The organism is Actinotalea sp. JY-7876 (assembly GCF_014042015.1).
Taxonomy (GTDB): Bacteria; Actinomycetota; Actinomycetes; order Actinomycetales; family Cellulomonadaceae; genus Actinotalea.
In genome coordinates this window covers 1,495,857-1,507,991 of record NZ_CP059493.1, presented here as the reverse complement: position 1 = coordinate 1,507,991, position 12,135 = coordinate 1,495,857, and the positions used below count along the sequence as shown (strand labels likewise).

9 protein-coding genes and 1 tRNA gene are annotated in these 12,135 nt (G+C 74.2%); 1 reads left to right on the top strand and 9 read right to left on the bottom strand.

The features are described 5' to 3' along the window. Nucleotides 1-16: 16 nt before the first annotated feature. The 9 genes from H2O74_RS07110 to H2O74_RS07075 form a co-directional block, all read right to left on the bottom strand. Complete coding sequence (locus H2O74_RS07110) at nucleotides 17-2,362, bottom strand: FtsX-like permease family protein (RefSeq protein ID WP_182113740.1); 2,346 nt, start codon at nucleotides 2,360-2,362, stop codon at nucleotides 17-19. Continuing rightward, nucleotides 2,359-3,048, bottom strand: a complete 690-nt coding sequence (locus H2O74_RS07105; RefSeq protein WP_182113739.1) for an ABC transporter ATP-binding protein — start codon at nucleotides 3,046-3,048, stop codon at nucleotides 2,359-2,361. The genes H2O74_RS07110 and H2O74_RS07105 overlap by 4 nt, the downstream gene beginning before the upstream one ends. Beyond that, a complete protein-coding gene (locus H2O74_RS07100) occupies nucleotides 3,045-3,578 on the bottom strand; it encodes a PadR family transcriptional regulator (RefSeq protein ID WP_182113738.1) in 534 nt (177 codons plus the stop codon). The genes H2O74_RS07105 and H2O74_RS07100 overlap by 4 nt, the downstream gene beginning before the upstream one ends. Nucleotides 3,579-3,670: 92 nt before the next feature. Next, nucleotides 3,671-7,051, bottom strand: coding sequence for an ATP-binding protein (locus tag H2O74_RS07095; protein WP_182113737.1), 3,381 nt, complete (start codon nucleotides 7,049-7,051; stop codon nucleotides 3,671-3,673). After that, on the bottom strand, nucleotides 7,048-7,701 hold the full coding sequence (locus H2O74_RS07090; RefSeq protein ID WP_182113736.1) for a DUF4194 domain-containing protein: 654 nt from the start codon (nucleotides 7,699-7,701) through the stop codon (nucleotides 7,048-7,050). The genes H2O74_RS07095 and H2O74_RS07090 overlap by 4 nt, the downstream gene beginning before the upstream one ends. Further along, nucleotides 7,694-9,172 (bottom strand): DUF3375 domain-containing protein, encoded by a 1,479-nt coding sequence (locus H2O74_RS07085; protein WP_182113735.1) that lies wholly within the window; start codon nucleotides 9,170-9,172, stop codon nucleotides 7,694-7,696. The genes H2O74_RS07090 and H2O74_RS07085 overlap by 8 nt, the downstream gene beginning before the upstream one ends. Nucleotides 9,173-9,247: 75 nt before the next feature. Continuing rightward, a complete protein-coding gene (bsh, locus tag H2O74_RS07080; RefSeq protein WP_182113734.1) occupies nucleotides 9,248-10,219 on the bottom strand; it encodes a choloylglycine hydrolase in 972 nt (323 codons plus the stop codon). Nucleotides 10,220-10,313: 94 nt separating this feature from the next. Continuing rightward, entirely contained in the window at nucleotides 10,314-10,448 is a 135-nt protein-coding gene (locus H2O74_RS16625) for a hypothetical protein (protein ID WP_255491846.1), read from the bottom strand. Nucleotides 10,449-10,591: 143 nt separating this feature from the next. Continuing rightward, a tRNA-Leu gene (locus H2O74_RS07075) sits at nucleotides 10,592-10,675 on the bottom strand. A gap of 146 nt (nucleotides 10,676-10,821) precedes the next feature. Here H2O74_RS07075 and H2O74_RS07070 point away from each other — a divergent pair. After that, nucleotides 10,822-12,090 carry an AI-2E family transporter gene (locus H2O74_RS07070; RefSeq protein ID WP_255491845.1) on the top strand — a complete coding sequence of 423 codons (1,269 nt, stop codon included), beginning with the start codon at nucleotides 10,822-10,824 and terminating at the stop codon, nucleotides 12,088-12,090. The last annotated feature ends 45 nt before the right edge of the window (nucleotides 12,091-12,135 follow it).

Here is a 12,135-nt window from a genome sequence, read left to right as displayed (position 1 = left end):
CCACCTGCCGCTCACATCACTCCCGCCGCAGGCCACCCGGGGACGTGAGCCGCCACAGCAGCGGCAGGCTCGCCGCCGTGGTGGCGACCACGACGAGCGCCGCGACGCCCGTCGTGAGCCCGATCCCGCGCCAGTCGACGACCAGCGGCGCCTCGGCGCTCGCCTGGAGCGCCGTGGCGAGGGCGGTGCCGGTCGCCGCGGCGAGGACGAGACCCAGCACCATGGGCACGGCGACCTGGAGCATGACGGAGGCGCCGAGCGTCCGCCGCCGCGTGCCGAGCGCCGAGAGGGCCGCGAGCAGGTGTCGGCGCTCGCGGAGCTGCTCCACGACGTTCACCAGCATGCTCGCGCCGATGACGACCAGCAGGCCGACCGTCCCCACCAGGAGCACCTCGCGGACGGCCCGGAGCGTCGGGGTGACGTCCTCCGGCTCGAACGAGGCCAGGTCGGTACGGACATCGGCCCGGCCCACGGTCGTCCGCAAGCGCTCGAGCGCGTCGGCGTCGGTCGGGTCCAGGACGACCAGCGCGGTCACCCAGCTGGGCGGCGGAGCGAACCCGGCCGCAGCGGCGGGGGTCACGAACAGCTCGAACTGGGGCAGGGGCCCGAACGCTCGAAGCTCCTCCGAGGGCTCGACGACCTGCACGCCGTCGGGCACGGTCCACGTCGCACCCGGCGCGTCCTCGGCGACGAGGGTCGCGCCCGCCGCGGGCCGCGCGCCACCGGCGGCCGGGACGACGAAGACGTCGCCGTCGCGGCAGGAGCCGAGCGACGCCTGCACGGCGAGCGTCGCGCAGGAGCCCACGTGCGCGGTGCCGGCCGACCCGCCGGCCACCACCGCCACGGTGCTCACGACGTCGACCTCCGCCACGCCCGGCGAGCCGGCGAGGACGTCCCGCCACCGCGCGGCCGGGTCGTCCTCGCCGGCCACGAGGTAGTCGGTGACCCGGGCGTCGAAGTGCCTGTCGACCCGAGCGGTGTCCGCCGCGTACTCGTGCTCGATCGCGGCGGTCATGCCCTGCAGCGCGATGAGCCCGGTGACCGCGACGACGACGCCCGAGACGGCGCGCACGGCCGTGCCGCTCTCGAGCTGGAGGCGCCGCATCGCGAGCTCCCAGGCGACGGGACCGGCGCCCGACCGGCGCACGGTCGCCTCGACCAGCCACGGCAGCAGGAAGGCCACGCCGAGCAGCAGCACGACGAGGCCGGCGGCGACCGAGACCTGGGCTGCGGACGTGACGGGAGGGCCGGACCTCAGGGGCTGCAGCAGCACCAGGCCCACCAGCGGCAGCACGGGCCGCCACCACAGGCGGCGCCGCCGCTCGGCGGCGTGGCGCACGACGCCGAGCGGCTCGACCACGACCCGCCGGAGCGCCGCCTGGGTGGCCACGACGGCGAGGACCGGGACGAGCACGACGACGAGCGTCGCCAGGCCGACGTCCGGCCGCAGGTCACCGGGGAAGAAGCCGAGGGAGCGCGGCACGAGGCCCGGCACGGCGCCGCGCACGAGGGCGTACAGGGCGCCGCCGACCACCAGGCCGGCGAGCGCGCCGCCCAGCGTCTCGCCGGCGGCGACTCGGCGCGTCATGGCGGCGTCCGCGCCGACGAGCCGCAGCGCCGCGAGCCTGCGGTCGCGGGCCTCGCCGCCGAACCGGACGGCGGTCGCCACGAAGATCAGGACCGGGACGAGCAGGACGGCGAGCAGGACCGCGCCCAGCAGCACGAGCAGGACGTCGCGGGTGCCGGCGCCGCGGGAGGTGCTCCCCCAGGTGTCGATGCGTGAGCTCAGGGCGGGCTCGAGGACGTCCGTCCCGGCGTAGGCGAGGTACTCGTCCGGGCCCGCGAGCCCCGCGGGCCCGATGGTGCCCACGACCTCCTCGCCCCAGCGGCCCTCGAGCAGCGCACCGTCCGGCGACCCGAGCAGGCGCGCGAGCGCGGGCGAGACCACGATCTCGCCCGGCCCGGGCAGCCGCTCCACGCCCGGCGGCGCCGGCGCCGCCGGGCCCTCCGCCTGCACCAGGACGACCATGATCATGTCGTCGCGGAAGTCGGAGAACGCCGCTGCCACGAGGAGCGTGTCGTCCCGTGCCGGGCCCTGGTCGCCGGTCCAGTCGATGGCTCGGGCGTCGAAGCGCGCGTCCCTCGCCGCCAGGACGGACGGCACCGACGCAGCCAGGAGCAGCGCCAGCACCCCCAGGCCGATGCCGCCCGCGATGAGCGCGAGGCGTGCCCAGCCCGAGCGGTCGCCGCCCGTGCTCAGCCGCAGCCCGAGGCCGAGCTCCTGCGCCCACCGGACCGGGGCGGGCCGGCGCCTCGCGGGACGCGACCCCGTCGTGGTCGGCGGCGGCGCCGTCGTCGTCACCGCGCGTACTCCTGCTCGCGCACTCGTCCGTCGCGGACGACGGCCTCGCGGTCGGAGTACGCCGCGACCCGCGCCTCGTGCGTGACCAGGACGACGGCGGCGCCCGTGTCCCGGGCCGCCGCGACGAGGAGCTGCATGACGCGTTCGCCGTTGAGCGAGTCGAGCGCGCCCGTCGGCTCGTCGGCGAAGACCACGCGGGGCCGGGTGACGAGCGCGCGCGCCACGGCGACCCGCTGGCCCTGGCCGCCGGACGCCTGCCCCGGTCGCTTGGCGGCGACGTCGGCGACCTCCAGGCGGACCAGCCACTCCAGGGCGGTCCGGTGCGCGTCGCGGCGGCTCGCACCGGCGAGGCGCAGAGGCAGGGCGACGTTCTCCAGGCAGCTGAGCTCGGGCACGAGCTGGCCGAACTGGAACACGAACCCGAACTCCGAGCGGCGCAGGGCGCTGCGCTCCGCGTCGGACATCGCGGCCAGGTCGCGGCCGTCGTAGGACACCCGGCCAGAGTCCGGCCGCAGGATGCCGGCGAGGCAGTGCAGCAGCGTCGACTTGCCCGACCCCGACGGCCCCATCAGCGCGAGGACCTCTCCCGCGTGGAGGCGGACGGAGGCCGAGGACAGCGCCTCGGTGGGCCCGTAGGCCAGGCGCAGCTCCTCGGCGACCAGGAGCGGGGCGCGGTCGGCGGTCACGGGGTCCGCCTCGGCCGGACGGTGCCGGCGAGCTGGTCGAGCCGGGCCGCGGTGAGCTCGAGCCACCGCAGGTCGGCCTCGAGGTGGAACAGGGCGTGGTCGCAGACCAGCTGGTCGGCGAGGTCGCCGTCGGTCTTGCGGCGCGTGAGCTCGCGCATGAGCCGCAGGTGCTCGGCGCGCTGGGTGTCGAGCACCTCCGTCGCGTCGCGTCCGGTCAGGAGGGCGAGGACCACCTTCGTGTACAGGGTGCTCTGCAGGTACGGCTCCGGCTTCTCCGGCTCCGCGAGCCACGCCCCCACGTCGCTGACGCCCGCGTCGGTGATCGCGTACCGCTTGCGGTCCGGCCCTTCCCCCGGCTCGGGCTCGACCTCCACGAGGCCGTGCTTCAGCAGGCGCGCGAGCGTGGAGTACACCTGCCCGTACGCGAGGGGCCGGCCGTGCCCGAAGCGCTCGTCGTACGAGCGCTTGAGGTCGTAACCGTGACAGGGACCGGACTGGAGCAACCCGAGCAGGGTGTGGCCGACGGACATGCCGACGACTATACGCACGATGTATACCCGCCGTATATAGCGCCGCGCCCGGACCCGCCGCCCGGTCGTCGGTCGCGGTCGTCACACCGGCGTCAGGCCGGCGCGGCACCATCCGGGACCCCGGCGATCGGCTTCGTCCGCGACCGGCCGGACGCGTCCTTGAGCACCACGTACTTGAGGTCGACGTGCGGCTCGAGCGCACCGAACTTGTCGTTCGGCGCCCCGATCACGAGCTGGAAGCCCAGGCCGCGCCACGCACCGATGGCCCGGCCGGTGAACCGTGCGTCCGCCTTGATCAGCGCCTCGTCGAGGAACACCGGGGCGTAGCGCGGGCGGTCCGCGCCGGCGTCGCCGAGCTGGTAGCGCAGGGCCGCGCCGACGATGAACGCGACGAGCTCCTGGGACTCCCCGCCGGACTTCTCGCCGATGTGGTCGTACAGCGCCACGTGGCGGCCCTCGAGGTCCACCTTCTCCGCGCTGAGGCGCACGTGCCGCCGGACGTCGACGAGCTCGGCGAAGTCGGGCGCCGTCCGCCGGATGCGGTCGACCACCTTGGCCATCCGGAGGTACCGCCGCTCGCGCTCGGCGTCGGTCGCGTCGGTCGCGAGGACCTCGCGCAGGTCCCGCAGCTCCGCGCGGAAGCGCGCCACCACGGTGGACTGGACGTCGCGCGCGTCGATCCGCAGCCGGTGGTCGTCGTCCGCGAAGGGCAGGTTCGCGAGGATGTCGTTGACCGGCCGGATGCGCTCCTTGATCTCGCGCACGGAGCGGGCGAGCCCGTTGTGCAGGTCCGCCAGGTCGTTGCCGGACAGCCGCAGCAGGCTCCGACGCCACTCGGCCTCGAGCCCGTGCAGGCCGTCGGCCTCGAGGTCGGCGAGGAGCCGCGCGAAGTCGCCGTACGAGTCCTCGGGGTCGGTGCCCAGGTTCGGGTCGGGCCACCGCTCGACGAACGTCTCGAACGTCCGCCGCAGGGCGTCGCGGGCCGCGACCAGCATCTGCTGGGCCGCCTCGCGGTCCCCGCGGAGCAGGCCCGCCGCGCGGGCGAGCGTCTCGTCGAACCGCCGCAGCGCCTCGACGGGTCCGGCCGGTCGCGCCGCGGCACCGGCCGGCTCCCCCGTCGCGCCGAGCAGCCGCTCGAGGTAGGCGCCCTGCTCCTCGTCGACGGTCGTCCCGGCCGAGCGCGCCGCGTCGAGCGCACGCTGCGCGACGTCGACCTCGTCGGTCGTCGCGGTCCAGCGCCCCTCGAGCTCGTCGGCGGCGCCCTTGACCCGGCCGAGCTCCTCGGTGAGGGCGCGGATGCGCGTCTCGAGCTCCGCCACCCGCCGCTGGAGGCGGGCCACCTCGGGGCTGCCCGACGTGACGTCGTCGATGACCCGCTGCCACCGCACCACCTCGGCCTCGGCCCCGACGACGTCGACCTGCTCCCAGGTGAGCTCGCCGAGCTGCACGTAGGCGTCGCGCTGGACCTCGAGCCGGTCGAGCCGCTGCTCGGCGGCGACGACCTCGGCGTCGGCGAGCCGGAGGCGCTCCTGCGCGTGCGCGTCCTGCCGGTCGAGGTGCTCGAGCCGGCGGGTGTTCGTGAAGCCCAGCACGTTGGTGCGGCCGCGGCCGCCGTGCGCGCCCCGCCGCCCCTCGGAGACCTGGCCGGCGCGCGTCAGCGCCTTGGCGTGCTGCGCGAGCTCCCCGGGGGTGTCGACGCAGACGTACGCGAACCTGCTCGCGAGCTCCCCCCGGAGCCACCCGCTGAACGGGCCGGGGCGCACGTCGAGCCGCCCGGGCAGCGTGCGCGGGTCCAGCGCGACGTCGTCACCCATCCCCGTCGGGACGCCCTCGAAGCGCACGCGCCGCGCGACGGGCACGGCGTCGACCGCGGCGCGGAACGCGCGCAGGTGCGCCACGTCGATGAGCAGCAGCGTGGCGAAGCCACCGAGGGCGAGGTTGAACGCGTCCCGCCAGGGCTCGTGCTCGGTACGGACCTCGACGAGCTCGGCCACGAAGGGCAGGTCCTGCGGCTCCAGGCCCGCGGCGCGCGCCAGGGCCTCGCGCGCCGCGTGCAGGTCGCCCGGGATGTTGTCGGTACGGCGCGCGACCTCGGCCCGCTCCTCGCGCAGCGCCGCCAGCTCGGCGCGCGCCTCCTTGCGCTCGGCCATCGCCTCGGCGAAGGCCCGGCGGGTCGCGGTCTTGGCGTCGTCGTCGCGCAGCGCGGCGCCCGCCTGCGCGACGAGCGCGTCGAACTCCGCCGCGGACGTGAGCGGTCGCCCGAAGGCCGCCTCGACCACCTCGTCGACCCGCCGCCGGGCGCCGGCGGCGCGGTCGCGCCGCTCCTGCGCGCCGCGCAGCTCGCGCTGGGCGGTGGCCAGCCGGTCGCCCCCGGACGCCCACAGCGTCTGCCGGACGCCGTCGAGCTCCGAGCGCGCGGCGTCGACCCGGGCCGTCGTCTCGCGGACCACGCGACGGGCGTCCTGGTGCGCGCCCTGGAGCTCGTCCTCCACCGCCCGCAGCAGACCGAGCCGTCGCTCGTCGCGCCACAGCGCGATGGGCGACGCGCTGTCGTCGACGGTCCCGAGGGCGTCGATCAGCCGGAGCCGCTCGCCGGCCTCCTCGATGCGCTCGCGGTGCTCGCGGATCGGCTCGAGCGCCGTGACCTGCTGGCGCGCGGTGACCATCTGGGCGCGCGTCCCGCTGAGCTTGTCGAACTGCTCGACGACGGCGTCGGCGGTCGCGAAGGTGACGGGCTCCTCGAGCACCATCGCCTTGTAGAGGGCGTCCACGGTGGCGATCTGCTGGCCCGCCTGGATGCGCCCGAGCAGGGCCACGGCCTTGGCGCCGTCGCCCGTCGCGCCGATCCCCAGCGTCAGGTGCAGGCGCGCCGTGTACTCACGGTCCGTGTCGAACGGGCTCAGCCCGGCGGCGGTGACGGCCGGGCGGGAGAGCCGCTGGGCCGCGGCGGGCTCGAGGTCGCGCAGGTCGAAGGCGCCGTCGCACGTCGCCCGCACCGCGACGACGTCGTCGAGCGTGCGCGCCGCGGAGGGGACGTACCACGCGCGCACGGCCGTGAAGAGGCGCTCGGACTGGTCCGCCCACGTCACCGCGATCGCGGACCACGTGTCCCGGCCGTCGCCGCGCAGCACGCGCTCGCGCGTGCCGTCCTCGGTGCGCGACTCGTCGAGCTTGCCGCGCGCGTAGGACACGATGTTGCGCTGGTCCTTGCCGCGCGGGCGGCCGACGACGCCGCCGTTCGAGGCGCCGTTGAACGGCGTCGTGTGCGGCATCAGCAGCGCGATGTACGCGTCCATGAGCGTCGACTTGCCCGAGCCGGAGGCCCCGGAGAGCAGCGTCGCGGTCGAGGCCAGCCGCACCGCGTGGTGGCCGTCGTAGCCGCCCCAGTTGACGAGCTGCAGCTCGCGCGCGACCCACTGCTGGCCCGTCGAGGCCGCCGGCACCAGGCCGAAGAGGGTGTCCACCATGGTCATCGCGCGTCCTCCGCGTTCGTGCGTCCCTGCTCGCGGAGCCAGTCGCGCAGCTCGGCGAGCCGCGCGTTGCTCAGCACGATCTCGACGAGCGGCGTGACGCGGTAGCGCCCCTCCGACTCCTCCTCGATCAGCCCGTCCTTCGCGAGCCGCGCGACGGCGGCGCGGATCTCGCGCTGGCGCGAGGCGACGTTCGAGTCGTCGGGGTCGAAGTACGTCAGCGCGGTCTGCTCGATCTCCTCCACGTCGACGCGGACCGACGCCTGGCCGGCGCCCCGCTCCCGCTGGAAGACCGTGCGCAGGTGCACCAGGACGAGCGTCTCGGCCCGCGTGTACGCCTCGTCGCGCAGCAGCACCGGCACGTCGAGCTCGGCCGAGCGGACCTGCTTCTTGTACGCCACGCCGCGCTCGTGGTCGACGACGAGGTGCACGAACAGGTCGTGCAGGCGCGACTCGACGACCTGCTGGTTCTCCACGAGGGTGCGCCACTGCGCGCGGTTGCGGTCCGCGAGGAGGAACCGCCGCTGCAGGAGGCGCACGAGGAGACGCCGCACGTCGGCGTCGAGGGTGCCCGAGTCGCCGGCGAACAGCTCGGTCGGGTCCTCCTCCATCGGCACGGGCGCGATGAACGCCGTCTCGGTGGTCTCACTCATCGGTCTCGTCCCTCATCCGTGTCGTCACCGCACCGAACGCGAACCGGCGCCGCGTCCCGTCGGGTCGCAGCGCCTCGACGAACGCGAGGTCGCCGGTCTCGGTCATGCCCAGGTCGTGCGCGATCTCCAGGAGGCCCAGCAGGTCGACCGGTCGCCGGAGGGCGCTCGGGGCGGCCGCGAAGGCCGCGGCGACGTCGACCTGCCCGGAGGGGTCGGCCAGACGCGTCAGCTGCTCGTGCAGCGCCGTGTACTGCGGGCCGCCCCAGGCGCGGGCCTCCAGGTGCGAGACGTCGGTGTCGGCGTCGTCGTCGTCCACGCCCAGCGCGGCGGGCGGCTGCGGCGGGCGCAGGTCCCCGGCGGTCTGGCGCAGGTGGTCGACCTCGGCGACGGGCAGGCGCCGCAGCGGCTCGACCTGCTGGCCGCGGCGCGCGTCCGGCGTCCACGCCTGCAGACCCGTCATCACCTCGCGCAGCAGGTCGTCGACCTGGCGGTCGCGCAGCGGGTCGTGGTTGCGCACCTGGGTCGTGATCACGTACGAGGCCTCGCGCTGCGCGGTGAAGACCTGGTCCAGGCCCTGCTCGATGCGGCGGCCGAGGTCGCGCAGCTCCGCGCGCTGCTGGGCCGGCAGGCGGTGGGCGAACCGGTGCCGCAGCACGACGTCGAGCTGGGCGGCGAGCTCGTCCAGGCGCTGCGGGTCGCCGATGAGGCGCAGCGCCCCGGCGAACGCCCGGCCCTCGGCGGTCGACTCCATGACGTGCTCGCCGCGCTCGAGGTACTCGCGCAGCACGTCGCCGGTCGGGCGCACGTCCTGGCGCAGGGCCGTGACGACGTCCCGCTGCATCGCCTTGATCGACTCGGCGACGCGCGCGAAGTCGGCCGGCAGCTCGCGCACGAGGTGCAGGACGTTCTCCGCCTCCTCGAGCAGCTGCTCCTCGTCGACCTCCTCGACCGTGCCGGTCCGCTGCAGGCGGTCGAGCTCGGCGCGGATCCGCGCCATCTCGGCGTCCAGGCGCGCCATGCGCACCAGGACGTCGGGGTCGGCGTCCTGGGCGAGTCGCTCGACGGCGTCCAGCAGGGTCCGGATGCGCGACCGCGACACGCGCGCCCGCGCGCCGCCGGCGCGTCCGGCGACCTCGAGCGCGCCGACGGCGTGGGCCGAGAGCCGGTAGACCTCGACGTCGTCGTCCAGGACGTGGCGCACGAGCCAGCCGGCGTCGGCCCACTGCCGGCACAGCTCGCGCGCGGTGGCGGTGGGCAGGTCGTCCTGGTGGCCCGCGGCGCGCAGCTGCTCGAGGGCCTCGCCCACCTCGGTGTGGGCATCGGCCACCGGCACGGCCGGGCGCTCGGGTGTGAACACGACGGACAGCAGGGACACCACCAGGGGTGCGTGACGCTTGTGGAGCAGGTCCAGCATCGGGTTCTGGAAGGCCCGGACCGCACCCAGGTAGGCCCCCTCCGCTCGCGTCATCATCGCCGCACAGCGTAGGCGCCGCGGAGGGCCGCCCGCGCCGGGCGGCCCTGCGCGGGCGGGGCGTCAGTCCTGCACTCAGTTCTGCACGGAGACCTGCTGCCCCTTCACCAGGGGGTAGCTCGCCAGCTCCTTGCCGTCGAGGTCCTCCTTGTGCATGTCGACGCCCGTGACCTGGCTGTTCTCGTAGGTCGTGTAGTAGTAGACGCCCGTGTCGGTGTTGCAGCACGACGAGTAGATCGTGATCTCGTACCCGTCCCCCACCTGCACGCAGCCGCGCTGCTGCGCGACGGACCCGAGGATCTGGAAGAACTGGCTGATCGACTCCGACTCGGAGTCCCCCGAGACGGAGTTCATCTTCGTGAACACCGCCTTGACGAAGCGCGACGCCGAGGACAGGTCACCGGGCAGCCCGATGCCGCCCATGCCGCGGCTGTAGGTGTCGAGGTCCAGGGCGTCGGAGAACGTGTTCTTCGGCGGCTCGGTCGACAGGCTCATGAAGTTGTTGAGGTTGAACAGCTGGATGTCGAAGGTGGGGTTGTTGGTCAGGACGCCCGTGGGGTTGTCGTAGACCTTCAGGCCCTCCTTGACGGACTCCACGGTGACCGAGGAGTCGCGGTCGGAGATGATCCAGTGCAGCGGCGACAGCGGGAACTGCGCGCTGAACGGGATGTCGACGAGGTTGAGGTCCGCGAGGAGCGCCCGCGCGTCGGCGACCGTCGCGCACTGCCCGAGGATCCACGGGATGAACTCGAACGGCGTGATGTTCGTGCGGCCGTCCGCCTCGGGCTTGTAGTCCGCGTTCCCCGGGAAGTTCAGGCCCGCCATGCTCAGGCCCGCCTCGTTGGTCGCGTCGTAGTAGAGCGGATACCCCTCGGCGACCGTCGCGATGCCGATGATCGCGTGATGGCTCTCGAGCGCCGGCACCCGGCGGAACTCGAAGACGAAGTTCCTCGGCGTGACCGTCACCGTCTCGTTGTACGAGAGCTCCAGGTCGAGATTCCGACCGAAGTAGTGATTCTTGGTCGTGTAGTTCGTTGCTGTGCACATGCGACCGCCCCCCGGTGCGCTGATGTTGCTGTGCCGCCAAGGTACGCCCGGCCCCGGAGGGCGACAAGGCGAGCGTGCGCCCTCTGCTCGGCGTTCAGCGTGACGCGTGAGCGGTGGTGGGGTCGATGACCTTGGGGCAGCCGGGATCGGTGTTGTCGATGACGACCGAGTCCGTGGTGCCGTGCGCGGACGGCGTCGCACCCGACTCCTGCCGACCCTGCACGTCCACGGCCCCAGGCTGCCGTGGCGGGGAGCTGCGGTCCAGCGCCGTCACCGTGTGCGTGGACCCACGGGTGTGCACGCAGCCACACCAAGAAGGCCCCCGCTCTGCGTCTCCGCAGATCAGGGGCCTCTGGTCGCTGTCTCAACGAGTGTCCGGAGGGGGACTTGAACCCCCACGCCCTATACGGGCACTAGCACCTCAAGCTAGCGCGTCTGCCATTCCGCCACCCGGACGGGTGGACTCTCAGGACCCTGACGGCCCCTCGAGTGCGGCAGTAAAGATAGCACGGCGTGGTGGGCCCGTCTGACGCGGCCGATGGGCCACCCCTGCGGCAGACTGAGGCCGACGACGCGCCTCGCGTCCGCCACAAGGAGGTGCGATGACCGACCAGGACGAGTCGACGACCGTCGAGCCGGAGCGTTCCAAGATCTCCATGCGGCACCTCGCCGCGGCGAGCCCGGCGGCGAAGAAGGTCGCCGGTGCCCGGCGGAACCCGTCGGTGGTCGGCTACGAGGAGACGGCGCCGCAGTGGCTGCGCGTCGTCGCGGGCTGGTCGTGGCGCGTGCTGGTCGTCGTCGCTGCCGTCGCCCTGGTCTTCTACGCGACGTCGCGCGTGCTGCTCCTGTTCATCGCGGTGTTCCTCGCGCTCGTCTTCACCGCGGTGCTGCGCCCGATCGTCAACGTCCTGGACCGCTTCATGCCGCGGGGGATCGCGACCGCGCTGTCGATCCTCGCGTCGCTGCTCGTGATCGTCGGGCTGTTCACGTACATCGGGCTCTCGGTCGCCGGCCAGTGGGCGTCGCTCGGTGAGCAGTTCAACACGGGCATCGGCACCATCCTGTCGTTCCTCGAGGACAGCCCACTGCACCTCACGGTGACGAGCGAGGACGTCCAGGACTGGATCGCGTCCGGCCAGGAGTGGCTGCAGCAGAACAGCAGCACGATCCTGAGCCAGGCCCTGACGAGCGCGGGATCGGCGGCGCAGGTGCTCACCGCGCTGGCCCTGGCGACGTTCTGCACGGTCTTCTTCGTCACGCGCGGCACGGAGATGTGGACGTGGTTCCTCAACCAGCTGCCGGCGCGCAACCGCGAGGCGTGGCACACCGGCGGCGGGGTCGCCTGGTACACGTTCTCGGGCTACACCCGCGGGACGTTCATCGTCGCCGCGGCGGACGGCATCCTGGCCGTGATCATCCTGCTGGCGCTCGGCGTCCCGCTCGCGGCGCCGCTCGCGGTCCTGGTGTTCATCGGTGCCTTCATCCCGCTCATCGGTGCGCCGCTCGCGATGGTGGTCGCGATGGTCGTGGCCCTGGCCGCCAACGGCATCGTCAACGCGATCCTCGTGGGCATCGGCATCGCGCTCATCGGCCAGTTCGAGGGGCACATCCTCACCCCGCTGGTCATGGGCAAGCAGGTCTCGCTGCACCCGGTGGCGGTCGCCCTCGGCGTCACCGCGGGCACGCTCGTCGCGGGCATCCTCGGAGCCGTGATCTCGGTGCCGCTCATCGCGGTGGCGTGGGCGGTGTTCGCCCGCCTGCGGCACCTCGACCCACCGACGGACTTCTCGGAGGTGGACCACGACCAGGGTCCGCCACCGGAGAACGAACGCATCGCCGACGGTGAGCCGGTGGGCAGCGCCGAGCGCTGACCGCCGCGTCCCCGCCCGTCGTCGGCGAGCCCACGGGCGCACGTC

What these genes read in the sequence shown, in the direction of transcription:
- H2O74_RS07095 (WP_182113737.1), bottom strand. Translation starts at nt 7,051, where the DNA reads ATGACCATGGTGGACACCCTCTTCGGCCTGGTGCCGGCGGCCTCGACG.
- bsh (WP_182113734.1), bottom strand. Translation starts at nt 10,219, where the DNA reads ATGTGCACAGCAACGAACTACACGACCAAGAATCACTACTTCGGTCGG.
- H2O74_RS07085 (WP_182113735.1), bottom strand. Translation starts at nt 9,172, where the DNA reads ATGATGACGCGAGCGGAGGGGGCCTACCTGGGTGCGGTCCGGGCCTTC.
- H2O74_RS07100 (WP_182113738.1), bottom strand. Translation starts at nt 3,578, where the DNA reads ATGTCCGTCGGCCACACCCTGCTCGGGTTGCTCCAGTCCGGTCCCTGT.
- H2O74_RS07070 (WP_255491845.1), top strand. Translation starts at nt 10,822, where the DNA reads ATGACCGACCAGGACGAGTCGACGACCGTCGAGCCGGAGCGTTCCAAG.
- H2O74_RS07090 (WP_182113736.1), bottom strand. Translation starts at nt 7,701, where the DNA reads ATGAGTGAGACCACCGAGACGGCGTTCATCGCGCCCGTGCCGATGGAG.